This is a genomic window from Rhodococcus sp. NPDC004095 (genome assembly GCF_053604015.1).
The window spans coordinates 131946-158768 of the sequence record NZ_JBSGGS010000002.1; the positions used below are offsets into that span (position 1 = coordinate 131946).

Genomic DNA, 26823 nt, shown 5'->3' on the forward strand with positions numbered 1-26823 from the left:
CTGATCACTGCACATGAAAACTGGTCAAAAGGAGCGAATTGTGACTGTCCGGGTAGGCGTCAACGGCTTCGGCCGTATCGGACGTAACTTCTTCAGGGCCGTCGATGCGCAGAAGGCGCTCGGCACCACCGACATCGAGATCGTGGCGGTCAACGACCTGACCGACAACGCGACCCTCGCTCACCTGCTCAAGTACGACTCCATCCTCGGCCGCCTGCCGCACGACGTCTCGCTCGAGGGCGACGACACCATCGTCGTCGGCGACAAGAAGATCAAGGCGCTCGCGCACCGCGGCCCGCTCAACGAGCTGCCGTGGGGCGACCTCGGTGTCGACGTCGTCGTCGAGTCCACCGGCATCTTCACCGACGCCGCCAAGGCCAAGGGCCACCTCGAGGCCGGCGCCAAGAAGGTCATCATCTCCGCGCCCGCCAAGGGCGAGGACATCACCATCGTGATGGGCGTCAACGACGACAAGTACGACGGCAGCCAGAACATCATCTCCAACGCCTCGTGCACCACGAACTGCCTCGGCCCGATCGCCAAGGTGCTCGACGACGAGTTCGGCATCGTCAAGGGTCTGATGACCACGGTCCACGCCTACACCCAGGACCAGAACCTGCAGGACGGCCCGCACAGCGACCTGCGTCGCGCCCGCGCCGCCGCGCTGAACGTCGTCCCGACCGGCACCGGCGCCGCCAAGGCCATCGGCCTGGTCCTGCCGCAGCTGCTCGGCAAGCTCGACGGCTACGCGCTGCGCGTGCCGATCCCGACGGGCTCGGTCACCGACCTGACCGCGAACCTGAAGAAGACGGCGTCCATCGAGGACATCAACGCCGCGATGAAGGCCGCGGCCGAGGGCCCGCTCAAGGGCATCCTGAAGTACACCGAGGCGCCGATCGTCTCCTCGGACATCGTCACCGACCCGCACTCGTCGATCTTCGACGCCGGGCTGACCAAGGTCATCGACGACCAGGTCAAGGTCGTCTCCTGGTACGACAACGAGTGGGGCTACTCCAACCGTCTCGCGGACCTCATCGGTCTCGTCTCGAAGTCCCTCTGATCGCGGTGGGAGTCAAGACGCTGAAGGACCTGCTGGACGAGGGGGTCGCCGGTCGCGCCGTGCTGGTGCGCTCGGACCTCAACGTCCCGCTGGACGGAGACACCATCACCGATCCGGGCCGCATCCTGGCCTCGGCGCCGACCATCTCGGCGCTGGCCGAGGCCGGGGCCAAGGTCATCGTGATGGCGCACCTGGGTCGCCCGAAGGGCGAGCCGGACCCGGCGCTGTCGCTGGCGCCGGTCGCCGCGAAGCTCGGCGAGGTGCTCGGCCGCAACGTCCAGCTCGCCGGTGACGTCGTCGGCCAGGACGCGCTCGCGCGGGCCGAGGGCCTCACCGACGGAGACGTGCTGCTGCTCGAGAACATCCGCTTCGATCCGCGCGAGACCAGCAAGGACGACGCGGAGCGGCTCGCGCTGGCGAAGGCACTCGTCGAACTGACCGACATGAACGGCGCGTTCGTGTCGGACGGGTTCGGTGTCGTGCACCGCAAGCAGGCGTCCGTCTACGACGTCGCGACGCTGCTGCCGCACTACGCGGGCACCCTCGTCGCGACCGAGGTCGAGGTCCTGCAGAAGCTGACGCAGGACTCCGAGCGGCCGTACGCGGTCGTGCTCGGCGGTTCGAAGGTCTCCGACAAGCTCGCCGTGATCGAGGCGCTGGCCACCAAGGCCGACACCCTGGTCATCGGCGGCGGCATGTACTACACCTTCCTTGCCGCGCAAGGGGTCTCGGTGGGCAACTCGCTGTGCGAGGAGTCGATGATCGAAACCTGCAAGTCGCTGCTGGAGCGGTACGCCGACGTCATCCACATCCCGCAGGACGTGGTGATCGCGGACTCCTTCTCCGCCGACGCGGAGGCCAGGACGGTGTCCGTGCTGGAGATCCCGGACGGCTGGATGGGCCTGGACATCGGACCGGAGTCGGTGGAACGCTTCGCGGCGATCCTGTCCGGCGCCAAGACGGTGTTCTGGAACGGGCCGATGGGCGTGTTCGAGTTCGAGAAGTTCTCCGCCGGCACCAAGGGGGTCGCCGAGGCGATCATCGGTGCCACCGGCAAGGGCGCGTTCAGCGTCGTCGGCGGCGGCGACTCGGCGGCCGCGGTGCGGCTGCTGGGTCTGCCCGAGGACGGCTTCTCGCACATCTCCACCGGCGGCGGCGCCTCCCTCGAGTACCTCGAGGGCAAGACGCTGCCCGGCCTCGAAGTGCTGGAGGCGTAGGCATGGCACGCAAGCCGCTCATTGCAGGCAACTGGAAGATGAATCTCAACCACCTCGAGGCCATCGCCCTGGTGCAGAAGATCGCCTTCTCGCTGCCCGAGAAGTACTTCGACAAGGTCGACGTGACGGTGATCCCGCCGTTCACCGACATCCGGTCCGTGCAGACCCTGGTCGAGGGCGACAAGCTCCTGCTCACCTACGGTGCGCAGGACGTCTCCCAGCACGAGTCCGGCGCGTACACCGGTGAGATCAGCGGGTCGATGCTGGCCAAGCTGGGCTGCACCTACGTCGTGGTCGGGCACTCGGAGCGTCGCCAGTACCACGGCGAGACCGACGAGATCGTGCTCGCGAAGACCAAGGCGGCGCTGGCGAACGGGATCACCCCGATCGTCTGCATCGGCGAAGGTCTCGACATCCGCGAGGCCGGCGACCACGTCGCGTACAACGTCGCGCAGCTGAAGGGCTCGCTCGCGGGCCTCTCGGCGGAGCAGATCGGCAAGATCGTCGTCGCGTACGAGCCGGTGTGGGCCATCGGCACCGGCAAGGTGGCCTCGGCCGCCGACGCGCAGGAGGTGTGCGCCGCGGTGCGCGCCACCCTCGCCGAGCTGGCCTCCGCCGAGGTCGCGGCGGACGTGCGGGTGCTCTACGGCGGCTCGGTCAACGCCAAGAACGTCGGTGAGCTCGTCGCTCAGCCCGACGTCGACGGCGGCCTCGTGGGCGGAGCCTCGCTCAAGGCCGACGAGTTCGCGACGCTCTCCGCGATCGCCGCCGGGGGACCCCTCCCGTGATCTGAGTGTCACCGAACGAACGCCGGTGGGCGCGTGGACCTTTCGAGGACGACGCGCCCACCGGCGTTTCGGGCTCGGTTCAGTCGTGCTGCTCCAGCTCCCGGAGGCGGGCGTCGAAGGCCGCGATCCGGGTGGTGTCCTCGAAGAAGTCCTCCTGCTCGACGACGCGTCCCCACCTCGTGCGCAGCAGGAGAACGGAGCGGTTCCGGTACAGGACTGCACCGTCGGGTCCGATCGCGTGATCGTCGAAGCGGGCGACGATGGTCAGCCGCCACGGCGCGCCGCCGAAGTAGGCCTCGACGATCTCGCCCTGGAGTCCGGCCCTGACGAAGCTCTCGAGGAAACGCTCGATCGCCGGCCGGCCCCGGTGTACGCCCGCCCAGCGGTGATCGCCGTCGGCGAAACGGAGGACGGCGTCGGGGTGATACGAGCCGAGCAGCGGGCGATGGTCTCCGGCGTTGAGCGCGGCGAGGTCTCCGCGGAACTTGCGCAGCAGCGCGCGGAGCAGCAGATACCGTCCGGCGATCACCGTCGCCGCACCCAGGGGGAACCAAGCCCTCATCACTCCAGTGTCGCGGATCCGGCCGAACTTGGCAGTGCGGCGAGGAAGTCGGTCCCCGGACGGGCGCGCCGACACCTGGACGCGCCCGTCCGAACTCGCCTACCCGACCAGAAGCGTGAACTTCAGCTTGGCGATCGTCGCGGGCGAGAGTCCGAGGCCGTCGACGAGGTACCGGTCGAAGGTGCCGTAGTTCTTGTCGACCTCGGCGAACGAGGCCTCGAGGTAGCTCGCGTCGACGCCGAGGAGTTCCCGGTAGACCGCGGCGGCCGCCTCGCCCTTCGTCGCGGCAACGCGGTCGATCGAGGCCTGGATGGTCGCGGCGGAGTACTCGTTGCTCAGCAGGTAGTCCTGCACGATGGTCTCGCGTGAGACGCCGGCGATGCTCAGCAGCAGCGCGGTGGCCCAGCCCGTGCGGTCCTTGCCCGCGGTGCAGTTGAAGACCTGCGGCCCAGAGGTCTCCGCGAGTGCGGTCAGCAGTTGTCCGTAGCCGGCCCGTGCCACGGTGTCGTTCGCGGTGTCGCGGTATCCGCCCTGCACGTAGGTGCGGGCCTGCTCCGGGGTCTCGAGGGACGCGATGTCGGCGCTGGGGTCGGCGGCGAGGACCGAGATCCGGGTGTAGGCGGCCCCGGTGGGCACGGTCTCGGGCTTGGCGGCAACCTCGGCCTCGGTGCGCAGGTCGTACACCGCCGTCAGGCCCAGGCTCTCCAGCGCGGCGAGATCTGCCGCGCTGGGGGTGAGGACGTTGGACCGGTAGAACAGCCCCCGGCGGACATGTAGGCCCCCGGTGCCGACATAGCCGGAGTCCGGTCCCGCGATGTCACGGAAGTTGTTCACCGAGGACAGGCGCGGAGTCGCCGCCGGTGACGTGCTGGTGGATCCGAGATCGGCGAGGCCGAAGGTGGCGGGCTCGGCGTGCGCAACGAGAGGGCCGGTGATCGACATGGCGCCGGTCAACGCAATGGCGGCGAGGGCGTGGCGACGGATCCGGTTGGCGGACAGGCTCATTGGGGTCCCTTCATGCGGTTTGGGCATTCCGGGACGGTAGGGCGGCGAGGGTGCCGACGTCGGTTCTGTCCCGATCAGTGGGTGCCGGGTGTGATTTCGGTCGCCCTGGCCGGGTCCGGTCTGGTTACGCTTGGTCACACACAATCCGGAGGTGGTCTCGTGCAGATCGAGGAGAACCCGATCGTCAAGAAGGCCGGAGTGCAGGTGCTGCGATTCCATCAGTGGGTGTACGAGCGCACGAACGGCCGGATCGGTCACCGCATCCTCGGGGTGCCGTGCCTGCTGCTCGACACCGTCGGCGCCAAGACGGGGCAGCCGCGCGTCAGCAGCCTGACGTACGTGCGGGACGGCGAGGACTACGTCGTCGTGGCGTCCAAGGGTGGTGCCCCGCAGTCGCCGGGGTGGTACTTCAACCTGAAGGCGCACCCGGAGGCGTCGATCCGGGTCGGCACGACGAGGATTCCGGTCACCGCTCGGTTGCTCGGCCCCGACGACCCGGACTACGCGCGACTGTTCGCCGCCGCCGATGCCAACAACGGTGACCGGTACAGCGCGTATCAGCGGCACACCACCCGCCCGATCCCGGTCGTGGTGCTCGCCCCGCGCTGAGCGCCGGGTCGTTCGGGCCTACTGCGCGAGGAAGTCGCGCTGGAAGATTCCCATCCGGGTGGCGTCGCGATAACTGCCCGCGGCGAAGAACTCCTCGCGCAGTACGCCTTCGACGGTGAAGCCGACCTTCTCGTAGATGTGCACGGCCGCGTGGTTCTCGGTGTCGACGAGAAGGTAGACCTTGTGAAGGTTGAGCACGCCGAACGCGTGGGCGAGCACCTTGCGGGTCGCGATGCCGGCATAACCCTTGCCCTGGTGCCCGGGCGCCACGATGATCTGGAACTCGCAGTTGCGGTGGATGTAGTCGATTTCCACCAGCTCGACGAGGCCGACCGCGCCGTCGTCCACCTCGATCACGAAGCGTCGCTCCCGTTCGTCGTGGACGTGCCGGTCGTACAGCTCCGTCAGTTCCGCGAGGGACTCGTACGGTTCCTCGAACCAGTAGCGCATCACCTGCGAGTCGTTGAACAGCCGATGCACGAACGGCAGGTCGGTTCGTTCCAGGGGGCGCAGGTTCGCCGTCGTCGAGTTGTCGGCCATGAAATCGAGCGTATCGCCGACGGGTCGTGCCCGGCCGCTGTCGCGGCGGTGTGGCGCGGACTCGGACGGTTGCCCGGATCGACCCCACCGGACCGTTCGATACATTAATGTATCGAACATGCCGAGGAGTCGAGCGCAGACGCGGGAGCGGTTGCTTGCCGCCGCCCTCGACGTGTTCGCCGAGGAGGGGTTCGGTCGATCGACCGTCGAGCAGGTCTGCGAGCGGGCCGGATTCACGCGCGGGGCGTTCTATTCCAACTTCGACTCGCTCGACGAGTTGTTCCTCGCGATGTGGGAGCAGCGGTCGGCCGCAATGCTCGCCGACATCCGGGACGCGGTGGCAGCGGACGAATCGGCCGACGAGTTCGACCTCGACCTCGACCGCGCCGCCGCCCGCATCCTCGCCGCGATCCCGGTCGAGGACCGCTGGTACCGGATCACCGCAGAGTTCACCGCGCACGCCCTCCGGAACCCGGCACTGAAATCGGTGATGGCGGCCAGGGAGGCTGCCATCCAGGCGACGATCCTGCCGGTCGTGGAGAACGCACTGGCGCGCGCCGGGCGCCGCATCACCGACCCGCAGGCGCTCGGCCGTGCGTTGGTCGCCGTCCACGACGGCACGTCCGTCCAGGTCCTGATGGAACCCGACGACGCCCGGATCGCCCGTGCCCGAACCGACCTGTTCGTCCACGTCCTCCGTAGTTACAGCGAAAACAAGTGAGGTGCAGATGTCCGAGACAGCCGATGTCATCGTCGTCGGAGGTGGGCTCGCCGGCCTGGTCGCCACCTACGAACTGACCAGGGCGGGCAAGTCCGTCGTGGTCGTCGAGCAGGAGAACGAGGCCAACCTCGGCGGGCAGGCGTTCTGGTCGCTCGGCGGCCTGTTCCTCGTCGACAGTCCCGAACAGCGCCGCATGGGGATCAAGGACTCCTACGAGCTGGCGCTGCAGGACTGGCTGGGCAGTGCCGGATTCGACCGCGAGCGCGAGGACCACTGGCCGCGGCAGTGGGCCCAGGCGTACGTGAACTTCGCCGCCGGGGACAAGCGCTCCTACCTGCACGAGCTGGGCCTGCGGGTGATGCCGAACGTCGGGTGGGCCGAACGCGGCGGCGGACTGGCCACCGGGCACGGCAATTCGGTGCCGCGCTTCCACATCACCTGGGGCACCGGCCCCGAGGTGGTGCGGGTCTTCCGCGAACCGGTGCTCGAGGCCGCGGCCCGCGGGCTGGTCACCTTCCGGTACCGGCACCAGGTCGACGAGCTGATCGTCGAGAACGGTGCGGCGGTCGGTGTCCGCGGCACCGTGCTCGCCCCGTCCCACGAACCGCGCGGCGTGAAGTCCAATCGGGACCGCGCCGGCGAGTTCGAGCTGCGCGCGCAGGCGGTGATCGTCACCTCCGGCGGCATCGGCGGCAACCCCGACCTGGTCAAGAAGAACTGGCCGACCGAACGGCTCGGCCGGGTCCCGGAGCGGATGATCACCGGTGTGCCCGCGCACGTCGACGGCCGGATGCTCGGCATCACCGAGGACGCGGGCGGCAACATCGTCAACCGCGACCGCATGTGGCACTACACCGAGGGCATCGTCAACTGGGACCCGATCTGGCCGAATCACGCCATCCGGATCATTCCGGGCCCGTCGTCGCTGTGGCTCGACGCGACCGGACAGCGCCTGCCCGTCCCGCTGTTCCCCGGATTCGACACCCTCGCGACGCTCAAGCACATTCTCGGCACCGGACACGACCACACGTGGTTCGTCCTCACCCAGTCGATCATCGAGAAGGAGTTCGCGCTCTCGGGCTCCGAGCAGAACCCCGACATGACCGGCAAGGACCTCAAGCTGCTGCTCGGCCGCGTCAAGAAGGGCGCGACCGGACCCGTCGAGGCGTTCAAGCAGCACGGCGAGGACTTCGTCGTCCGCGACAACCTGCGCGACCTCGTCGACGGGATGAACGCCATCAACCCCGGTCCGCCGCTGGACTTCGCGCAGGTGGAACGCGAGGTCGTGGCCCGGGACCGGGAGGTGGACAACACGTACTCCAAGGACATGCAGATGATGGCCGTCCGCAACGCCCGCACCTACCCGGCGGACAAGGTGATCCGCGTCGCCAAGCCGCACAAGCTGCAGGATCCGGCGCACGGTCCGATGATCGCGGTTCGGCTGAACCTGCTGACGCGCAAGACGCTCGGTGGGCTCGAGACGAACCTCGACGCGCAGGTGATCCGACCGGACGGTGCCGCGTTCGACGGGCTGTACGCGGCGGGCGAGGTCGCGGGCTTCGGCGGCGGCGGCGTCCACGGCTACAACGCGCTGGAAGGCACCTTCCTGGGCGGCTGCATCTTCTCCGGCCGCAGCGCCGGGCGGGCGCTGGCGCGCCGGCTGTAGCGGCGCCGTGGCCCGTGCGTGGTGGTCACCCCGGTCGGGGCGCGCACCACGCACGGGCGTCCCCGGTGATCAGCCGATCAGCTTGGCCTTCAACAGGCCGACGGTGCCGGCGGACAGACCGAGCCCGTTGGTGAGGTACGCGTCCAGGGTGCCGTAGTCGGCCGTCAGCTGGTCGATGCCCGCCTGCAGGAAGCTCGGCTCCACCGACACCAGCGGCGCCATGTTCACCGCGGCATCGCCGAAGAGGCGCTGCAGGGACTCGAGATTCGCGGCGATCGAGTTCTTCGCGTACTCGTTGGTGAGCAGGTAGTCGTCCATGATCGTCTCGGAGTTCACCCCGGCGATGGACAGGAGCAGGTAGGTCGTCCACCCTGTCCGGTCCTTGCCCGCGGTGCAGTGGAACACCATCGGCCCCTGCGCGGTGGCCATGTCGGTGAGCATCGCGCCGAACATGGCGCGTTCGTTCTCACCGGTGACGAACTGCCGGTTCATCGACTGCATGAAGGTGCGCGAGTCGTCGGGGGACTTGATCCGTGACAGCTCTGTGCTGAAATCCCCTGCTCCGATCGGCAGATGGGTGTAGGTGACGCCGTCGGGGAGCACGTCGGGCTTCTTTGCGACCTCGGCGTCGGTGCGCAGGTCGAAGACGGTGGACAGGTTGAGGCCCGCGAGGGTGGCGAGATCGGCCTCGTTCGGGACGATCGCGTTGGAGCGGTAGAACACGCCCTTGTTCACGTGCGACAGGCCGAAGACCGCCGAGTACCCGTCGCCCGTACCTGCGACGTCACGGAAGTTGTCGACGCTCGCCAGGCGCGGCGCATCGGCCGCCGGAGCGGCACTGCCGAATCCGCCTGCGGACCCGGTGCCCAGGACGTCGGCGATGACCACCGGGACTGCAGGGGCGGCCTGCGCGATTCCAGTGGTGACGAGGGGTGTGAGCAGTGCAACGGTCGTGACGGCGAGGAGGCCGGTCACCGTGCGGGACTGTGCCATCGAGGGCCCTTCTGACGGAGGTGCGTGCGCTTCCGGAGTGGAAGTGAGACGAGGGTCACAGGGAAAGGGTCGATGGCGGCGAAACGGTCCCGTTGGGCGGGAGATTCCACGTGAATGTGATTCACATCACAGTCCGATCGATGATCGGCGGCCGCACGAGGCGAGCGCTCGCGCTGAACGAGCGCAATTCTGGGCAGTCTCGAAAAACGACCAGATGTCGTCGGCGGTGCGGCCGTGCGGGTAGGCTGGGACGACTTGTGGCCACAACCGTTTCGTGAAGGGCAGCGTACCGCCGAGATGAGACTTTTCCTGGACATCCTGCTGATCGTGACCAGCCTCCTGCTGGTCCTGCTGGTGCTGCTGCACCGCGGCAAGGGTGGCGGCCTGTCCAGCCTCTTCGGCGGCGGCGTGCAGTCCAGCCTGTCCGGGTCCACCGTCGTCGAGAAGAACCTCGACCGGCTGACGGTCTTCACCGCCGCGTTGTGGCTGATCGCCATCGTCGGCATCGGCCTCGAGATCAAGTTCAGCTGACGTGGCGGACCTGATCCGATCCGCGGTCCTTCCCGACGCGGGTGCCGCGCTGATCGACGCACCCGAGTTCGCGACCCTCGCCACCGTCGAGCCGTCCGGGCAGCCTCAGCTGTCGGTCATCTGGGTGCAGCGCGATGGCGGCGACGTCCTGTTCTCCACCGTCAAGGGCCGCCGCAAGACCGGCAACCTCGAACGTGACCCGCGGGCGACGCTGCTGGTGTATCCCGCGGCGCGGCCCTACAGCTACCTCGAGGTGCGCGGCACGGTGACCTTCACCGACGACCCGGACGGGTCGCTGATCCACACCCTCGCCACCAAGTACACCGGCGCCGAGCGCTGGGAGTTCGATGCCCCCGGCACGCCCCGGGTGATCGGCAGGCTCACGCCCGACGCGGTCGTTTTCAAGGCCTGACGCTCGCACTGCGGGACCTCGTCGTCGCCCCGATACTGGGGCGATGACGACGTCGCAGCACAGCCCCGACCCGTCCCGCGCTTCCGGCGCGCAGCGCAGCGGAGCCGCCGCATCGGGTACCGGCGCGCAGCGCAGCGGAGCGGCTGCATCCGGACTGTCCGCCACCGAGCCGTTGCGTGAGGACATCCGCCTGCTCGGCGGCCTCCTGGGGCGGGTCGTCCGCGAACAGGCCGGTGTCGAGGTGTTCGACCTGGTCGAACGCGCGCGGGTCGAGTCGTTCCGGGTGCGCCGTTCCGAAGTTGACCGCGCCGAACTCGCCGACCTGTTCGCCGAGACGCCGGTAGATCAGGCGATCCCGGTGATCCGGGCATTCAGCCACTTCGCGCTGCTGGCGAACCTCGCCGAGGACCTGCACCGCGAGCGGCGCCGCGCAGTCCACATCCGGGCGGGGGAGCCGCCGCAGGACAGCAGCCTCGCCGCGACCTATGCGAAACTCGACGCCGCACAGCTGGATTCGGCCGTGGTCGCGCACGCACTCGCGGGCGCACAGGTGGTACCGGTGATCACCGCCCATCCGACCGAGACGAGGCGTCGCACCGTCTTCGAAACGCAGAACCGGATCACCGACCTGATGCGGCTTCGGGACCGGACCGTGCTGGACGCCGCGGAGGCCGCCGAGGTCGAGGGCGGGCTGTACCGGCAGATCCTCACCCTCTGGCAGACCGCACTGATCCGGTTGTCCAGGTTGCGGATTCAGGACGAGATCGAGGTCGGGCTGCGGTACTACGACGCCGCGCTGTTCGAGGTGGTTCCGAGGATCAATGCGGCGCTGCGCCGGGAGTTGCGGACGCGGTGGCCGGACGCCGGTCTGCTGCCCGAACCGATGCTGCGCACCGGGTCCTGGATCGGCGGCGACCGGGACGGCAACCCCAACGTCACCGCCGACGTGGTGCACCGGGCCACGCACCGGGCCGCGGCCACCGCCCTCGACCGGCACCTGCACGACCTCGAGACCCTCGAGCAGGAACTGGCGATGTCGGTGCGCCTGGTGACCGTCTCGGCCGAACTGGAGGCCCTGGCCGCGGCGTCCGGGGACGACGCGCCGTCGCGGATGGACGAACCGTACCGGCGGGCGCTGCGCGGGATGCGGGCCCGGCTCACGGAGACCGCGATCGCGGTGCTCGGCGACGACCTCGCCCGCACCTCGTCGGCCGCCCTCGCCGACTCCGGGCTCGCGCCCTACGGGACCGCCACCGAACTGCTCGCCGACCTGGCGGTCCTCGACACCTCCCTACGCGGGCACGGCGACGGCGTCCTCGCCGACGACCGGCTCGCGACGATCCGGGAATCGGTGGAGGCGTTCGGATTCCACCTGGCCGGCCTGGACCTGCGGCAGAACTCGGAGGTGCACGAGGAGGTGATCGCTGAACTGTTCGCGTGGGCGGGGGTGCATCCGGACTACCGGTTGCTCGGCGAGGACGAGCGGGTCACCCTGCTGGCCGCGGAACTGCGCACCCGGCGCCCGCTGACCCGTCCCGGCGCCACGTTCGGTGAACGCACCACCTCGGAGCTGGCCATCTTCGCGGCCGCCGCCGACGCGGTCGCCGAACTCGGCGCCGCCGCCGTCCCGAACTGCATCATCAGCATGTGCACCTCCGTCAGCGACATGCTCGAGGCCGCGGTGCTGCTCAAGGAGGTCGGGCTGCTGGTTCCGGGGGAACCGGACCATCGCGGACCGAACGTGGTGCCGCTGTTCGAGACCATCGAGGATCTGCGCGGGGGAGCGGCGACGCTGCGCGCCGCTCTCGCGGTGCCGGAGTACCGGTCCCTCGTCGACGCCCACGGCGGGCTGCAGGAGGTGATGCTTGGCTACTCGGACTCCAACAAGGACGGCGGCTACCTCGCCGCGAACTGGGCGCTCTACCGCGCCGAACTCGACCTCGTGGAGGCCGCCCGCGACACCGGAATCCGATTGCGGCTCTTCCACGGTCGCGGCGGCACCGTCGGCCGCGGCGGCGGACCGAGCTACGAGGCGATCCTCGCCCAGCCGCCCGGCGCGGTCGCCGGGTCGCTGCGGATCACCGAACAGGGTGAGGTGATCGCCGCGAAGTACGCCCAGCCCCCGATCGCGCACCGCAACCTGGAGACACTGCTCGCAGCCACCCTGGAGTCGTCGCTCCTCGACGTCGAGGGACTCGGACCCGACGCCGACGACGCCTATCTGCTGCTCGACGACCTCGCCGAACGGGCCCGCGTCGCGTACGGGGAACTCGTCCACGACACACCGGGTTTCGTCGAGTACTTCACCACCTCCACCCCGGTCGCGGAGATCGGGGCGCTGAACATCGGGTCCCGGCCCACCTCCCGCAAGCCCACCCGGTCGATCGCCGACCTGCGTGCCATCCCGTGGGTGCTGTCCTGGAGCCAGGCGCGGGTGATGCTGCCCGGCTGGTACGGCACCGGCACCGCGTTCGAATCCTGGGTCGGCGGCGACGCGGACCGGCTGGCCCGGCTCACCGACCTGTACCGGCGGTGGCCGTTCTTCCGCACCGTGCTGTCGAACATGGCGATGGTGATGGCCAAGTCCGACCTCGGACTCGCCGCGCGCTACGCCGAACTCGTCCCCGACGCAGCGCTGCGGGAACGGGTCTTCGGGATGATCGCCGCCGAACATGCGCGGACCGTGGCGATGTACCGCGCGATCACCGGAAACGACTCGCTGACCGCGGACAACCCCGCGCTGGAACGGTCGATCTACAACCGGTTCCCGTACCTCGAACCCCTCAACCACCTGCAGGTCGAACTGCTGCGCCGCTACCGCGCCGGCGACGACAGCGACCTCGTCCGCCGCGGCATCCAGCTGACCATGAACGGTTTGGCCACCGCGCTCCGCAACAGCGGGTAGCCGGCGCCGCTCACCGCTCGGCCTTGGTGTCGCTGAAACCGGGGATGTTCAGTGCCGCACCGATGGCGGCGATGGCGTCGGTGTCTGTGCGACCACCGGTCTGTGGCCAGCCGCCGAACCGGTGATCCGGGCCGACCAGCTGGTCGAGGATCACCGCGCAGGCGTCGACCAGCGTGCGGTTGCCCAGTTGCGGCCAGCCGTTGCCGTTCGGACCCATCAGCTGGGTCCAGATGTCCCTGAGCTGCTGTGCCTGCTCGGGTGTCATGCCGTCCCCCTCCTGTCGCGGTGCGGGTGAGATCAGCGTGGCGAGTTCCTCCCGGGTTCCACGGAACGCGTCGGCGTCCACCTTCTGGCCGGCCACCAGGGCCGACGAGGTGAACTGCAGGATGTCGACGCTCTTGCCGCCGTACCCCGTCCACCGGTAGGAATCGTCACCGGGGTAGAGCACACTCGCGTAGCCGGTCCCGACGACGTAGCTGGACTGGATCAGCCCCGGTACTTGGGACAGGTCGGGCCTGCCGATCTGCTGCCAGTACCAGCGCGGGATGTAGGACAGCGCGACGTGGACGCCGAGGGCGTCGATCGCGTTCGCGACCGCCCAGAACACTTCCATGTCACCGGAATCGGCCTCGAAGTCGAGCATCGCGGGAATCGTGGTGTCGCCGAGGTGCTCGACGAACGTCCGGGCCTGTGCGTCGGCGGAGGAGTCGGCGCGCACGTAGTGGTAGCCCGCGAGGAGCAACCCGTTCGCGCGGGCGGCGTCGCGGAATCCCGGCCAGGTGGGATCGCGGTAGTGGATGCCCTCCGACACCTTGGCCCACACGAATTCGAAGCCCTCGGCGCGGACCGCGGCGAGATCGAGTCCGGCCTGGTAGTTGGAGATGTCGATGCCGTAGAGCGTCATGAGCACTCTCCGTCTGCGGTGGCTGGCGACCGATCGGGTGGTTTCACTATATGGCCCGGGCGGTTCCGGCCGCGCCTAAACTGGGAGCGTGGTCGCGGTGGGCGTACCCAATCCGTTCGATCCGGGCCGGATCACCGGTCCCGGCGTCACCACCCGTTTCGGCTTCGAGGGCACCGACCTGTGCTTCATGTGGCGCAATGCCAAGGGCTACACGCACTCGCTGCACGGGGACACCTTCGACAACCACTGCCCGGAGCCGGGGTGGAACGGCGGCGGCTGGCGCAGTCCGGTGTCGCTGCGGACCTCGAACGCGGACCTGCTGCGTGGCATTCGCTGGGACAACGCGGTCGGTGGCGCTCGCGCCGCGCAGATCATTCCGTATCGGCACGTCACCGAACCGGTGCCGGCGCCGGCGGGCGAGGCGTTCACGCACATCCCGAACAGCGGGCTGCAGTTGCCGGACGGTGACACCGTGGTCAGCACCTTCGCCGTCCGCGACTGGGCCACCGACCCCGCGACCACGACGTGGTCCACGAACTTCGCCGCGCTGTGGGTGTCCCACGACCCCGATGCCGAGTGGTATCAGCCGAGCCCGATCATCACGTTTCCCAGCGCACACCCGTGGTACCGATTCTTCCAGAACCAGTCGATGATCCTGTGGGGCAACCACGTCCACGTCTTCGGTACTCCCGCGGGGCGGTCGAACGACGGCGGCATCTACCTGATGCGACATCACTGGGCCGGGCTCGCGGTCGAGAACGGCTGGGAGTTCTGGGGATACACCGGCGGAGCGTGGCGGTGGGGGCGGCAGTCACCCACGCCGATACTGCTCGCGGCGGACAACTCGGTGCCGGGCAACAAGATCGGCGAACTGAACGCCCAGATCGTCCAGGGTCGGATCGTGTTGATGTACACCGACTACTCGATCGGGTCGACGGTCTCGCGGATCGCGTCGGCGCCGGACGCGCCGTGGACCCCGGCCCAGCCCCAGGTGTCCCTCGTCGTCGCGCCGCTGCACTACGCGCCCGGCATCCACCCGCTGTCCACCCTCGCCGACGTCCACTTCGGGTTGTCGCAGTGGATCGCGCCGGGCCTGACGCCGCCGACCGGCTTCGTCATGTACGGCGTGCGGCAGTGGCACGCGTCCGTGGTCGGGCCGATCGCCCCCTTCGCCCGCTACGCCTCACTCGCCGACAGCGGCGTCGCGCAGGCAGTCGCGCGCCTGTCCGGCGATCCGGGGTCACCTCCGGCGGGCCCGGGTGGCGACGAGCTGGCCGGCGTGAAGGAGGCGGATCGGGCGTCGGTGCTCGCCGACCTCGCGTGCGGCGAGGCCGGCGCCGACGAGATGACCGAATGCCTCGCGCTGGTGCGTGCCGGTGAGGCATCGCCGCCGAAGCCCGGTCAGGTGCGACCGGCCGATCGCCGTCGCCGCGGGGGTGCGCGGCCCTGATTCGTCGGCGTCCGGCCGGAGGCATGCCGGTGACGCCGGATCGCCCTGGAACCGGGCCGAGGTCCCGCGCGTCCAACTCAGCACAGGATGCGAGAAGGAGTCCCACGATGATCCGGTGCACGGGAACGCACGACTGGCGCGGCGGCGTCCGCGGGCTCGCGACGACGCGGGCGACGCCCCGCAGTCACGTCCTCCTGCACGGCAGGCGGGTGGATCCCACGCCGCGAGAGACGAATCCCCGCCCCGCCGAGGAGGGAACGGCCGGCGAGTGACCGGTCAGGCCGGCAGGTTCGCCGAGGCCGCCCGGTCGAGGAACCACACGGTCTCCTCCACCCCGAGTGCCCCGGCGGCCGGAATGTCGAGCGGGTTCGCGCCTGCGACCGCCGCGGCCACGGCCTCCGCCTTGTCCGCACCGGCGACCAGCAGCCACACCCGGCGTGCCCGGCGCACAGCGGGCAGCGTCAGCGTGACCCGTTCGGCGGGCGGCTTGGGGGAGTCGGTGATGCCGACCACGAAACGGGTGTCCTCGCGGACCGCGTCGGTGTCGGGGAACAGCGAATTGACGTGTCCCTCACCGCCCATGCCGAGCAGGTGCACGTCGAAGTCGGGGATCGGGCCGCCGTTCGCGTGTGCGGCGAGCAGGTGCTCGTAGGCGTGCGCGGCCGCGTCGGGATCGCCGGCGTACGCGCCGTCCCCGTACGGCATCGGGTGCAACCTGGCCGCCTCGACCGGCACGTGGTCGAGCAGCGCCTCGTGGGCCTGCACCTCGTTCCGGTCCGGATGTCCGGCCGGTACGAAACGCTCGTCACCCCAGAAGACGTCGACCTTCGACCAGTCGATCGCACCGGAATCGGCACGCAGCTTGCGGAGCAGACCGATCCCGTTGCCGCCGCCGGTGAGGACGATCGAGGCGGAGCCGCGCGCGGCCTGCGCCGCGACGATCACGTCGATGAACTTCCGGGCTGCCGCCGAGGTGAGGGCGTCGGCGTCGTCGTACGTCTGCACGGTCACGGAATCAGTCATGGGTCTCACCCTATGTGTTCCGGACCGATCCGTGGAGGACCCTTATCCAGTCGAATGATTAACGCAGTCGGCCCGGCTATTCGTAGACCACCCGGTCCAGGCCGGCGAGCGCGGCGTGGTAGATCTCGTCCGGATCGAGACGGCGCAGGTCCTCGGCGAGACAGTCGCGGGTTTCCCTGCGCGCCAACGACACCAGCGAATCCGGTGCTCCCGTGCGGCTGAGGGTCGCGGTCTTCCCCGTCTGCGGCCGGCTCAGCGCGATCGTGCCGGTTTCGCGGTGCATCTCGATCCGCAGCTCCCCGGCCAGACGGCGCACCGGGCCGTCGATCCGGCTGGCCAGCCACCCGGCGATCAGGTCGACCGCGGGCTCGGTGGCCAGCCCGGACACCGTCGCCGACAACAGAGGCTCGTGCGGCGGCTGGTCGAGTGCCGAGGTCAACAGCGCGCGCCACGGGGTGGCTCGCGCCCAGGCCAGGTCGGTGTCGCCCGCGGTGTACGCCTGCAGTCGCGACTTGATGGTCGCCGCCGGGTCGGGGGCTCCGGTCGCGTCGGTGATCCGGCGGATGGCCAACTGTCCCAGCGGATTTCGTGCGGGAACGGCAGGTGGCCTGTCCGGCCACCACGCCACCACGGGGGTGTCCGGCAGCAGGAACGGGATCACCACGCTGTCCTCGTGTCCGGCGAGCTCACCGTAGAGGCGCAGCACCACGACCTCGGATGCGCCCGCGTCCCCACCGACCCGGATCTGCGCATCCAGGCGGGACTCGCCGTCCCGGTCCCCGCGGGTCACCACGATCACGCGACACGGGTGCTCGCGGCTCGCCTCGTTGGCGGCCTCGATCACCGATTCCGCGTTCTCGTCGTCGTCGGTGCTCACCACCAGGGTCAGCACCCGGCCCAGCGTGACCGCGCCGCCCGTTTCCCGGAGTTCGACCAGACGCTTGTTGACGGCGCCGGTGGTGGTGGCGGGAATGTCGATGATCACGAGTGGAATTCTCCCATCGTCACGGTCGCCCCCGACAACGTCGTCATGGTCGTGTCCGACGACGTCGTCACGGCCGTCTCCATTCGCGCCCGGTGCGGCGCAGCATCTCCAGTGCCGAATCCGGTCCCCAGGTGCCCGCCTCGTACGGGTCGGGGCGACCGTTCGCCGCCCAGCGCTCGAGCACCGGATCGAGGATCTTCCAGGACAATTCGACCTCGGCGTTCACCGGAAACAGCGACGGTTCGCCGAGGAGCACGTCCAGGATCAGCCGCTCGTACGCCTCGGGGGAGGACTCGGTGAAGGCCTGCCCGTAGCTGAAGTCCATGTTGACGTCCCGGACCTCCATCGAGGATCCGGGCACCTTGGAGCCGAAACGCATCGTGACGCCCTCGTCCGGCTGCACCCGGATCACCAGGGCGTTCTGGCCCAGTTCCTCGGTCATGGTCTGGTCGAACGGCAGGTGCGGGGCGCGCTTGAACACGACCGCGATCTCGGTCACCCTGCGCCCCAGACGCTTTCCGGTACGGAGGTAGAAGGGAACACCGGCCCAGCGACGGGTGTCCACCTCGAGGGTGATCGCGGCGAAGGTCTCGGTGGTCGAATCCTTGGAGAAGCCCTCCTCGTCGAGCAGGCCCACCACTTGGCGACCGCCCTGCCAGCCGCCCGCGTACTGGCCGCGGGCGGTGGTCTCGTCCAGGGGTTCGGCGAGCCGGGTCGCCGAGAGCACCTTTATCTTCTCCGCCTGTAGCTCGGACGGTTCGAAGCTGACGGGTTCCTCCATCGCCGTGAACGCGAGCAGCTGCAGGAGATGGTTCTGGATCACGTCACGGGCGGCGCCGATACCGTCGTAGTACCCGGCACGTCCGCCGAGTCCGATGTCCTCGGCCATCGTGATCTGCACGTGGTCCACGTAATGGGCATTCCAGATCGGGTCGAACAGCTGGTTCGCGAACCGCAACGCCAGGATGTTCTGGACCGTCTCCTTGCCCAGGTAGTGATCGATACGGAACACCGAGTCCTCGGGGAAGACCGTGTTCACGACCGCGTTGAGTTCCTTCGCGGATTCCAGATCGTGACCGAACGGCTTCTCGATGACCACCCGTCGCCACTGGCCCTCGACCGGCTTGGCCAGCCCGGACCTGGACAGCTGCTCGCACACCGTCGGGAAGGCGACGGGCGGAATGGCCAGGTAGAAGGCGTGATTGCCGCTGGTACCGCGCTCGGCGTCGAGCGCGGCCAAGGTGCGAGTCAGCTCGGCGAACGCGGCGTCGTCGTCGAAACTGCCCTGCACGAAGCGGATTCCCTCGGCAAGGCGGTCCCACACCTCTTCCCGGAACTCGGTGCGCGCGTGCTCGCGAACCGCGTCGTGCACGACCTTGCCGAAGTCCTCGTCCGCCCAGTCCCGGCGGGCGAACCCGACCAGGGCGAAACCGGGCGGCAGCAGCCCCCGGTTCGCCAGGTCGTACACCGCGGGCATCAGCTTCTTGCGCGCCAGGTCACCGGTGACCCCGAAGATCACCAGGGAGCACGGGCCCGCGATTCGCGGCAGTCTCTTGTCTCGCTCGTCGCGGAGTGGATTGATCCACGCGTCGGCGGTGCCGGTCCTGCGCTGCGACGCGGTGCCCGTGCTCCCCATCGATCAGGACGCCGCGGTGAGGGACGCGGCGGTGGCCTCGAGGAGTTCGTTCCAGGAGACCTCGAACTTGTCGACGCCCTCGGTCTCGAGCTTGTCGAAGACATCGGTGAGGTCGACGCCCGCGCCGGCGACCGCGTCGAAGACCTCCTGGGACGCCGCGGCGGTCCCGGTGATGGTGTCACCGGTGACGGTGCCGTGATCGGCGACGGCGTCGAGAGTCTTCTCCGGCATGGTGTTCACCGTGTTCGCCGCGACCAGCTCGGTGACGTACAGGGTGTCCGGGTACTCGGGGTTCTTCACACCCGTCGACGCCCACAGCGGACGCTGCACGCGCGCACCGGATTTCGCGAGCTCCGCGAACCGGCCACCGGACTCGAAGACCTCCTGGTAGGCCGCGTACGCGAGGCGGGCGTTGGCCACACCGGCCTTGCCGCGCAGCGCGAGGGCGGGGTCGGTGCCGATCTTCTCCAGCCGGGCGTCGATCTCGGTGTCCACCCGGGACACGAAGAACGAGGCGACCGAGTGGATCGTCGACAGGTCGTGCCCGGCGGACTTCGCGGCCTCCAGCCCGGCCAGGTAGGCGTCGATGACCGCCTTGTGCCGCTCCACCGAGAAGATCAGCGTCACGTTGACGCTGATGCCCTCGGCGATCACCTGGGTGATCGCGGGCAGACCCGCGAGGGTGGCCGGGATCTTGATCAGCAGGTTCGGCCGGTCGACGATCTTCCACAGCTCGATCGCCTGCGCGACCGTGCCCTCGGTGTCGTGCGCCAGGCGCGGGTCGACCTCGATCGAGACCCGGCCGTCGACGCCGGCACTGGCCTCGTACTGCGGGGTGAGCAGGTCGCACGCCTCACGGACGTCGTCCGTGGTGAGCGCGCGGACCGTGTCGTCCACGTTCGCACCGCGGCCGGCGAGCTCGTGCAGCTGCGCCTGGTACTCCGGACCCTTGAGCGCGGCCTGGAAGATAGACGGGTTCGTGGTCACGCCGACGACGGACTTCTCCGCCACCAGCTGCGCCAGGTTGCCCGTCTGGAGGCGTCCACGCGAGAGGTCGTCGAGCCACACCGACACACCGGCGGCCGACAGGTCGGCGAGATTCTGATTCTGTGCCATGGCGATCAGCCCTTCACTCGATCGAGGGTGCGACGGGCCGCGGCGGTGACATTCTCGGCCGTGAACCCGAACTCGCGGAACAGCGTCTTGTGGTCGGCGGAGGCGCCGAAGTGCTCGATGGAGACGGCCTCACCGGCGTCGCCGAGCAGACGCCACCACGGCATCGCGATACCGGCCTCGACGGAGACGCGGGCACGGACGGCGGGCGGCAGCACCTCGTCGCGGTACGCCTGGTCCTGCTGGTTGAACCAGTCGAGGCAGGGGACCGACACCACGCGGGTGCCGATGCCGTCGGCCTCGAGGGCCTTGCGGGCCTCCACGGCCAGGTACAGCTCGGAACCGGACGCGAGCAGGATCACCTGCGGGGTGCCGGTCGAGGAGTCCTCGAGCACGTAGGCGCCGCGCTTGACGCCCTCGACCGCCTTGTCCGCGGTGCCCTCGAGCACGGGGATGTCCTGACGGGTCAGCGCCAGCGCGGTCGGGCCGGTGGTGTTCTCCAGCGCGTACCGCCATGCCTGCGCCGTCTCGTTCGCGTCGCCCGGCCGGATCACCGACATGTTCGGGATGCCGCGCAGCGCCGCGAGGTGCTCGATCGGCTGGTGCGTCGGGCCGTCCTCGCCCAGGCCGATCGAGTCGTGCGTCCACACGTAGATCGACGGGACGCCCATCAGCGCGGCCAGTCGGACCGCCGGACGCATGTAGTCGGAGAACACGAGGAACGTGCCGCCGTACGGGCGGGTCGGACCGTGCAGCGCGATGCCGTTGAGGATCGACCCCATCGCGTGCTCGCGGATGCCGAAGTGCAGCGTGCGGCCGTACGGCTGCGCGGTCCAGTCCTTCGTCGAGATCGAGGGCGGGCCGAACGAGTCGGAACCGTCGATGGTGGTGTTGTTGCTGCCCGCGAGGTCGGCGGAACCGCCCCACAGCTCGGGCAGGATCGGACCGAGCGCGTTGAGCACCTTGCTCGACGCCTTGCGGGTCGCGGCGCCCTTCGTGTCCGGCTCCCACGTCGGGAGGACGTCGGTCCATCCCTCGGGGAACGCGCCGGCGTCCAGTCGGTCGAACAGGGCCTTGCGCTCCGGCTCCCGGGCCGCCCAGGCGTCGAACGTCTGCTGCCACTCGGCGTGCGCCGCGGCGCCGCGGGCCTTCACCTCACGGGCGTGCGCGAGGGCGGCCGGGTCGACGTCGAAGTTCTTCTCCGGGTCGAAGCCGAGCGCCTTCTTCACACCCGCGACCTCGTCGGCGCCGAGCGCGGCGCCGTGCACGTCGCCGGTGTTCATCTTCGTCGGCGCCGGGTACCCGATGATGGTGCGCAGGACGATGATCGACGGCTTGTCCGTCACGGCCTTCGCGGCCTCGACCGCGTCGAGCATCGCGGAGACGTTCTCGCCGCCCTCGACCCGCTGCACGTGCCAGCCGTACGCCTCGTAGCGCTTGGCGACGTCCTCGCCGAACGCGATGTGGGTGTCGTGCTCGATGGAGATCTCGTTGTCGTCGTAGAAGACGATCAGGTTGCCGAGCTGCTGCACGCCGGCGATCGAGGACGCCTCCGAGGTGACGCCCTCCTGCAGGTCGCCGTCGGAGGCGATCACGTACACGTGGTGGTCGAACGGGCTGGTGCCGGCGGGGGCGTCCGGATCGAACAGGCCGCGCTCACGCCGCGCCGCCATCGCCATGCCGACCGCCGACGCCAGGCCCTGGCCGAGCGGACCGGTGGTGATCTCGACGCCGGTGGTGTGCCCGTACTCGGGGTGGCCCGGGGTCAGCGAACCCCAGGTGCGCAGCGACTCGAGGTCGGACAGCTCGAGGCCGTAACCCGACAGGTACAGCTGCAGGTAGAGGGTGAGGCTGGAGTGCCCGCAGGACAGGACGAAGCGGTCGCGACCGACCCACTCGGCGTCCGAGGGGTCGTGGCGCATGACGCGCTGGAAGAGAGTGTAGGCGAGGGGCGCGAGGCTCATCGCGGTGCCGGGATGGCCGTTGCCGACCTTCTGCACGGCGTCGGCGGCGAGGACACGTGCGGTGTCGACCGCCTTGGTGTCCAGGTCGGTCCAGTCGGCGGGATGCACGGGCTGGGTGAGGACGCGGATCTCGTCTGTGGTCGACACGAGCTTGAAGTCTCCTGACATCGGTGAGCGGCACGGTGACGGCGGGACGAACGATGGGTGCGGTGGACCCGCCGTCGGTTCCGACACACCAGCGTAGTGCCGACCCAACCCTAGTGCTCGTGCGCGTGCCGGTCGATCCGGCGTCCGTCCTGCGCGTCGGGGGTGTGACGCGGTCGCGGTGGGTGTCCGATTCGGACCATTCGACCCGTGCCCGGTTCGGTTCTGCTCGGCGAGCCGTCTACCATCGGGTGTAGTAGTGCTCGGGTCCCCGGTCGTGGCGCAGCGATCGCGGCTGCCCCATGATCCGGTGGACCACTGAAGCGGTAGTCGTACGCGCGGCGCCGGCCCCTGTGGGTCGAGCCAGTCAACCGGGCCCATCGGCGGGGCCCGAGAAGTAGGAGTAACGGTGCGGATAGTGGAGCGTGGCGGACACGGTCTCGCTGGTGCCCCCGATGCCACCCCCGCCAGTGGGTCGGACTCCCTCTGGGGTCGAATCTCCGGGACGCTCCTCGCGTACCTGGCGTTGACCAAGCCTCGGGTCATCGAACTCCTGCTCGTCGCGACGATCCCGGCGATGCTCCTCGCGGACCGCGGCACCGTCGACTTCCCGCTCATCCTGGCGACGCTGTTCGGCGGCTGGATGGGCGCCGCGAGCGCGAACACCCTCAACTGCGTGGTCGACGCCGACATCGACAAGGTGATGAAGCGCACGGCCCGGCGCCCGCTGGCTCGGATGGCGGTGCCCACGTCGCACGCACTGATCTTCGGCCTTGCCCTTGGTGTCGCGTCCTTCGGATGGCTGTGGTGGGCGACGTACCCGCTGGCCGCGATCTTGATCGCGCTGACCATCGCGTTCTACGTACTCGTCTACACCATGGTGCTCAAGCGGCGGACCTGGCAGAACGTCATCTGGGGCGGCGCCGCAGGCTGCATGCCCGTGATGGTCGGCTGGGCCGCGGTCACCGGCAGCCTCAGCTGGGAACCGATCGTCCTGTTCCTGGTGATCTTCTTCTGGACGCCGCCGCACACCTGGGCGATGGCCATGCGGTACAAGGAGGACTACAAGGCCGCGGGCGTGCCGATGCTCCCGGTCATCGCGACCGAGGAACGCGTCACCAAGCAGATCCTCGTCTACACCTGGCTGACCGTACTGACCACACTGGTCCTGGTGCCCGCCGCGGGCGTCATCTACGCGGCGGTTGCGCTGGTCGCCGGTGCCTGGTTCCTGCTGATGGCGCACCAGCTCTACACCGGCGTGCGCCGTGGTGAGCAGGTCAAGCCCCTGCGCCTGTTCCTGCAGTCGAACAACTACCTCGCCGTCGTCTGCCTCGGTCTTGCCGTCGACTCGGTCCTCGGCTGGGACACGATCGCCAGCTTCTTCTCCTGACCCGACACCGTCGGGCGGGTGACAAGGACCGTTCGGGTCCTCCGGGAACCCGAACGGTCCTTCACTCTTTCCCGGTCACGGCACCAGGACGATCGATCCGGTCGTCTTGCGGGCCTGCAGGTCGCGGTGCGCCTGCGCGGCGTCGGCGAGACGGTGGGTCGCGCCGACCCGGATCGTGAGCGTGTCGTCGGCGATCGCGGCGAACACGTCCCCGGACCGCCACAGGAGCTCCTCGCGGTCCCGGGTGTAGTGCGCAAGCGTGGGCCGGGTCAGGAACAGCGAGCCGGCGGCGTTGAGGCGCTGCGGGTCGAACGGCGGCACCGGTCCGCTGGCCGCCCCGAAGAGGGCCAGGGTGCCACGGATCCTCAGCGACGCCAGGCTGGCCTCGAACGTGTCGGCGCCGACACCGTCGTACACGGCCGCGACGCCCTCGCCGCCGGTGAGGGCCCGAACCCGCTCGGCCAGATCGGCGCCGTAGCGCAGCACCTCGGCGGCCCCGCACTCGCGCGAGAGCGCCGCCTTCTCGTCGGTCGACACCGTGGTGATCACCCGCACCCCGCGCGCGGTGGCGAGCTGCGTCAGGATCTGGCCGACGCCGCCGGCGCCCGCGTGCACGAGCACCGTGTCACCGGGCTGCGCCGGGTACACCGAGTGCAGCAGGTAGTGCGCGGTCATGCCCTGCAGCAGCGCCGACGCGGCCTGCGGGGCGGGGACGCCGTCCGGGACCGGGACGGCCTTCGCGGCCGGGACCACGACCAGCTCCGCGTAACTCGACGGCGCGTCGGACCACGCCACGCGGTCACCGGGTCGCAGGTCCGTGACATTCGAGCCGACCGCCTCGATCACGCCGGTGCCCTCGGCGCCGGCGACGTACGGCAGGTCGATCGCGTACGCGCCGGTGCGGAAATAGGTGTCGATGTAGTTGACGCCGATCGCCTCGGTGCGGACCAGCACGTCGTTCTCACCCGGAACCGGGTCCGGGATCTCGGTGTACTGCAGGACGTCGGGGCCGCCGAACTCGGCGACGGTGATTGCGCGCATGGCGACGATTCTGCCCTGTCGTATCCTGAGCGCATGAGTGTGGACACCCAGGATTCCGGCGCGGCCGCCCCGTCCGTCGTCGCACCGCCGCGGACCGTCACCGCGGTGCGCAAATTCGTCGCAGAGCACGGCGGCTCCGCCACCGCTGTCGTACAGCCGATCGGTCTGGACGGCGTCCGGATCACCCTCGTCGGCGCGGACGGCGTCCTCGGCGACCAGGTCGTCGACGACCTCGCCACCGCGAAGGCCGTCGTCGCCGCGGTCGAGGGTCTCGGCACCTCCGGCTGGGAGCGCTCGGTCACCAGCATCGTCACCCCGCGGGTCGGCCACTGGCAGAAGATGGCCGGCTGGGTTGCCAACCAGACTCGTTTCCCGAAGGCCCGCAACGGCCTCGGCTGACCCTTCCGCGGCGCACACGAACCGGGCCGGCTCACCGTCACGGTGAGCCGGCCCGACGTCTTTGTGTCGGCTGGAGAGAGACGGTCAGCCGGCGAGCTGCTTGAGCACTGCCAGATTGGCCGTCATCCCGTCGCGCCACACCGACATCCGGTGATCGAGGATCGCGGCCTCCCGGTCCGGGTGCCGGTCGATGAAGTCGGCGAGCGGCGACCGCCCGGTGCCCACCTTGGCCCATTGCCGGACGAGGGCGCCGTCACCGTCGGAGTCGACCTCGAAACCCCAGTGGGCGAACGGCTCGTCCGCCGGACCCACCCGCCACACCCAGCGTCGGCCGTCCTCGACCTCGACGACCTCCGACTCGGTGTGCCACTCGCCCATCTGCGCGTTCGCGTTGTACCCGCGGAACCGGGCGCCGACGGCGACGACGGTCGCGCCGTCCAGCCACTCCGTCCGCTGCAGTTCGCCGTCGGCGCGGGTCGGCAGATCGATGTCGATCACCAGTGTCCAGGCACGCTCCGGGCTGCAGGTCAGACGTTCGGTGACCTCGACGGTCGGGGTGTCGCGCAGGCGCATGACGGCTCCTTCGGCTCTCGATTCGGTGGGTGACGCGTGCCGAATGCTATGCCGAGCCGATGCGCGATCCGGAGCGGGTGCCGGTCAGTCGACGGTGACGCCGGTGGCGGCCGGCGTGGCCGGTGTGGGCGCGGGTTCGCGGACCCGGCCCGCGGCGTAGAGGGCCGCGGTCGCGGCGGTGCACGCACCGGCCAGGGCGACGTGGATGGTCACCAGGACGGCGGGGACGTGCGTCCAGAACTGGACCAGGCCGACGCAGGCCTGCAGGGCGACGAGGGCGACGACCACCTTCATGCGCAGTTTCACCGCGTCGCGCGCCCCGACCGCGTACAGCGCGAACCCGAGGCCGACCAGCAGCGCCAGGTAGCCGACCAGAAGTTCGGCGTGCAGATGCACGAGGTTGGTGATGTCCAGGCCGAGGCGCTCGACGGTGCGTTCGGGATTCTTGTCACCGGCGTGCGGTCCGGCGCCGGTGACCATCGTGCCCGCGACCAGAGTGCCGGCCAGCGCCACCCCGGACAGCGCGGTCAGCCAGCGCAGCTGCCTGGGCAGCACGATCACGTCGACGCCGTCGTCCGGCTGGTCGATCTTGTGGAACAGGATCACGGACAGCCACACCATCGCCATCGACACCAGCATGTGCACGGCGACCGTCCACCACAGCAGTCCGGTGAGCACCGTGATGCCGCCGATCACGGCCTGCAGCACCGTCGACAGCGGCATCAGCCACGCGTAGAACAGCACCTCGCGGCGACGGGCGGCGCGGGTCACCGCGATGACCGCCGCCGCCGCGGTCGCGATCACCAGGAACGTGAGCAGTCGGTTGCCGAACTCGACGGCCTGGTGAAACCACGGCGCGGTCGAGTTGCCCGTCGGGACGAAACTGCCAGGGTGGCACTGCGGCCACGTGGTGCAGCCGAGGCCGGACGCGGTGACCCGGACCACCGAGCCGGTGACCGCGATGCCGCCCTGCGACAGGATCACCGCGAACGCGATCCACTTCTGGACCGCCAGGGAAGGCAGGGGGAGACGGTTGACCAGGCTCACGAAGCCGCGATACAGCACGGGTCCGATGGTAGAGCCCGGTCAACTACACGGTGTCGTTGGGGCGGCTCGCCGCCGTGTCGTTGGGGCGGCCCGCCGCCGTGTCGTTGGGGCGGCCCGCCGCCGTGTCGTTGGGGCGGCTGGCCGC

26 protein-coding genes are annotated in these 26823 nt (G+C 69.7%); 13 read left to right on the forward strand and 13 right to left on the reverse strand.

From position 1 onward, the window contains the following. Nucleotides 1-40 precede the first annotated feature (40 nt). Genes gap through tpiA form a run of 3 tightly spaced genes read left to right on the forward strand, consistent with a single transcriptional unit; the run spans nt 41 to nt 3065 of the window. Entirely contained in the window at nt 41-1060 is a 1020-nt protein-coding gene (gap, locus tag ACWEPG_RS03835) for a type I glyceraldehyde-3-phosphate dehydrogenase (RefSeq protein ID WP_450115667.1), read from the forward strand. Between the two features lie 5 nt (nt 1061-1065). Continuing rightward, nucleotides 1066-2277: a phosphoglycerate kinase gene (locus ACWEPG_RS03840; protein ID WP_450135254.1), complete on the forward strand. Its 1212-nt coding sequence runs from the start codon at nt 1066-1068 to the stop codon at nt 2275-2277. 2 nt (nt 2278-2279) lie between these two features. After that, nucleotides 2280-3065, forward strand: coding sequence for a triose-phosphate isomerase (gene tpiA, locus ACWEPG_RS03845; RefSeq protein WP_450115669.1), 786 nt, complete (start codon nt 2280-2282; stop codon nt 3063-3065). Nucleotides 3066-3144: 79 nt separating this feature from the next. On the opposite strand, the gene ACWEPG_RS03850 is transcribed toward tpiA, so the two are convergent. Both ACWEPG_RS03850 and ACWEPG_RS03855 read right to left on the reverse strand, forming a co-directional pair. After that, nucleotides 3145-3627: a nuclear transport factor 2 family protein gene (locus tag ACWEPG_RS03850; RefSeq protein WP_450135256.1), complete on the reverse strand. Its 483-nt coding sequence runs from the start codon at nt 3625-3627 to the stop codon at nt 3145-3147. Nucleotides 3628-3726: 99 nt separating this feature from the next. Further along, nucleotides 3727-4632, reverse strand: coding sequence for a tyrosine-protein phosphatase (locus tag ACWEPG_RS03855; RefSeq protein ID WP_452593932.1), 906 nt, complete (start codon nt 4630-4632; stop codon nt 3727-3729). Nucleotides 4633-4797: 165 nt separating this feature from the next. Here ACWEPG_RS03855 and ACWEPG_RS03860 point away from each other — a divergent pair, with 165 nt between their 5' ends. Further along, complete coding sequence (locus tag ACWEPG_RS03860) at nt 4798-5241, forward strand: nitroreductase family deazaflavin-dependent oxidoreductase (RefSeq protein WP_450115695.1); 444 nt, start codon at nt 4798-4800, stop codon at nt 5239-5241. 18 nt (nt 5242-5259) lie between these two features. Here ACWEPG_RS03860 and speG read toward each other — a convergent pair whose 3' ends face one another. Further along, nucleotides 5260-5781 (reverse strand): spermidine N1-acetyltransferase, encoded by a 522-nt coding sequence (gene speG / locus ACWEPG_RS03865; protein WP_450115672.1) that lies wholly within the window; start codon nt 5779-5781, stop codon nt 5260-5262. Nucleotides 5782-5899: 118 nt separating this feature from the next. On the opposite strand from speG, the gene ACWEPG_RS03870 reads away from it, so the two are divergent. Together ACWEPG_RS03870 and ACWEPG_RS03875 are read left to right on the forward strand one after the other, a co-directional pair. Then, entirely contained in the window at nt 5900-6502 is a 603-nt protein-coding gene (locus ACWEPG_RS03870) for a TetR/AcrR family transcriptional regulator (protein WP_450115673.1), read from the forward strand. 7 nt (nt 6503-6509) lie between these two features. Next, nucleotides 6510-8168: an FAD-binding dehydrogenase gene (locus ACWEPG_RS03875; RefSeq protein ID WP_450115674.1), complete on the forward strand. Its 1659-nt coding sequence runs from the start codon at nt 6510-6512 to the stop codon at nt 8166-8168. 69 nt (nt 8169-8237) lie between these two features. Here the strand turns inward: ACWEPG_RS03875 and ACWEPG_RS03880 are convergent, their stop codons facing one another. Beyond that, nucleotides 8238-9161, reverse strand: coding sequence for a tyrosine-protein phosphatase (locus ACWEPG_RS03880; RefSeq protein WP_452593933.1), 924 nt, complete (start codon nt 9159-9161; stop codon nt 8238-8240). Between the two features lie 297 nt (nt 9162-9458). On the opposite strand from ACWEPG_RS03880, the gene secG reads away from it, so the two are divergent. The 3 genes from secG to ppc are packed head-to-tail and all read left to right on the forward strand — an operon-like array spanning nt 9459 to nt 13009. After that, a complete protein-coding gene (gene secG, locus ACWEPG_RS03885; RefSeq protein WP_450115676.1) occupies nt 9459-9692 on the forward strand; it encodes a preprotein translocase subunit SecG in 234 nt (77 codons plus the stop codon). A gap of 1 nt (nt 9693) precedes the next feature. After that, a complete protein-coding gene (locus tag ACWEPG_RS03890; RefSeq protein ID WP_450115677.1) occupies nt 9694-10104 on the forward strand; it encodes a PPOX class F420-dependent oxidoreductase in 411 nt (136 codons plus the stop codon). 43 nt (nt 10105-10147) lie between these two features. Continuing rightward, nucleotides 10148-13009 (forward strand): phosphoenolpyruvate carboxylase, encoded by a 2862-nt coding sequence (ppc, locus tag ACWEPG_RS03895; protein WP_450115678.1) that lies wholly within the window; start codon nt 10148-10150, stop codon nt 13007-13009. A 10-nt stretch (nt 13010-13019) separates the two neighbouring features. On the opposite strand, the gene ACWEPG_RS03900 is transcribed toward ppc, so the two are convergent. After that, nucleotides 13020-13913 carry a glycoside hydrolase family 25 protein gene (locus ACWEPG_RS03900; RefSeq protein ID WP_450115679.1) on the reverse strand — a complete coding sequence of 298 codons (894 nt, stop codon included), beginning with the start codon at nt 13911-13913 and terminating at the stop codon, nt 13020-13022. 88 nt (nt 13914-14001) lie between these two features. Here ACWEPG_RS03900 and ACWEPG_RS03905 point away from each other — a divergent pair, with 88 nt between their 5' ends. Then, a complete protein-coding gene (locus ACWEPG_RS03905; RefSeq protein ID WP_450115680.1) occupies nt 14002-15363 on the forward strand; it encodes a DUF4185 domain-containing protein in 1362 nt (453 codons plus the stop codon). Nucleotides 15364-15470: 107 nt separating this feature from the next. Further along, nucleotides 15471-15635 (forward strand): hypothetical protein, encoded by a 165-nt coding sequence (locus ACWEPG_RS03910; RefSeq protein WP_450115681.1) that lies wholly within the window; start codon nt 15471-15473, stop codon nt 15633-15635. A 4-nt stretch (nt 15636-15639) separates the two neighbouring features. On the opposite strand, the gene pgl is transcribed toward ACWEPG_RS03910, so the two are convergent. The 5 genes from pgl to tkt all read right to left on the reverse strand — a co-directional run bounded on the left by pgl (nt 15640) and on the right by tkt (nt 22231). Beyond that, the gene (gene pgl, locus ACWEPG_RS03915) at nt 15640-16386 is read right to left on the reverse strand and encodes a 6-phosphogluconolactonase (RefSeq protein ID WP_450115682.1); all 747 of its coding nucleotides are present in this window, start codon (nt 16384-16386) and stop codon (nt 15640-15642) included. 76 nt (nt 16387-16462) lie between these two features. Further along, the gene (gene opcA, locus ACWEPG_RS03920; protein ID WP_450115683.1) at nt 16463-17371 is read right to left on the reverse strand and encodes a glucose-6-phosphate dehydrogenase assembly protein OpcA; all 909 of its coding nucleotides are present in this window, start codon (nt 17369-17371) and stop codon (nt 16463-16465) included. A gap of 67 nt (nt 17372-17438) precedes the next feature. Then, nucleotides 17439-19007: a glucose-6-phosphate dehydrogenase gene (gene zwf / locus ACWEPG_RS03925; protein ID WP_450115684.1), complete on the reverse strand. Its 1569-nt coding sequence runs from the start codon at nt 19005-19007 to the stop codon at nt 17439-17441. A gap of 3 nt (nt 19008-19010) precedes the next feature. Next, nucleotides 19011-20123 carry a transaldolase gene (gene tal / locus ACWEPG_RS03930; RefSeq protein WP_452593934.1) on the reverse strand — a complete coding sequence of 371 codons (1113 nt, stop codon included), beginning with the start codon at nt 20121-20123 and terminating at the stop codon, nt 19011-19013. A gap of 5 nt (nt 20124-20128) precedes the next feature. Further along, nucleotides 20129-22231, reverse strand: a complete 2103-nt coding sequence (gene tkt, locus ACWEPG_RS03935; protein ID WP_450135269.1) for a transketolase — start codon at nt 22229-22231, stop codon at nt 20129-20131. Nucleotides 22232-22637: 406 nt separating this feature from the next. Here tkt and ACWEPG_RS03940 point away from each other — a divergent pair, with 406 nt between their 5' ends. Continuing rightward, on the forward strand, nt 22638-23618 hold the full coding sequence (locus tag ACWEPG_RS03940) for a heme o synthase (RefSeq protein WP_450115687.1): 981 nt from the start codon (nt 22638-22640) through the stop codon (nt 23616-23618). Between the two features lie 75 nt (nt 23619-23693). Here the strand turns inward: ACWEPG_RS03940 and ACWEPG_RS03945 are convergent, their stop codons facing one another. After that, nucleotides 23694-24659, reverse strand: coding sequence for a quinone oxidoreductase family protein (locus ACWEPG_RS03945; RefSeq protein ID WP_450115688.1), 966 nt, complete (start codon nt 24657-24659; stop codon nt 23694-23696). Nucleotides 24660-24692: 33 nt separating this feature from the next. Here ACWEPG_RS03945 and ACWEPG_RS03950 point away from each other — a divergent pair, with 33 nt between their 5' ends. Continuing rightward, nucleotides 24693-25058 (forward strand): hypothetical protein, encoded by a 366-nt coding sequence (locus tag ACWEPG_RS03950; protein ID WP_450115689.1) that lies wholly within the window; start codon nt 24693-24695, stop codon nt 25056-25058. 84 nt (nt 25059-25142) lie between these two features. Here ACWEPG_RS03950 and ACWEPG_RS03955 read toward each other — a convergent pair whose 3' ends face one another. Continuing rightward, complete coding sequence (locus ACWEPG_RS03955) at nt 25143-25631, reverse strand: SRPBCC family protein (protein WP_450113796.1); 489 nt, start codon at nt 25629-25631, stop codon at nt 25143-25145. Nucleotides 25632-25715: 84 nt separating this feature from the next. After that, nucleotides 25716-26696, reverse strand: a complete 981-nt coding sequence (locus ACWEPG_RS03960) for a COX15/CtaA family protein (protein ID WP_450113795.1) — start codon at nt 26694-26696, stop codon at nt 25716-25718. Between the last annotated feature and the right edge of the window lie 127 nt (nt 26697-26823).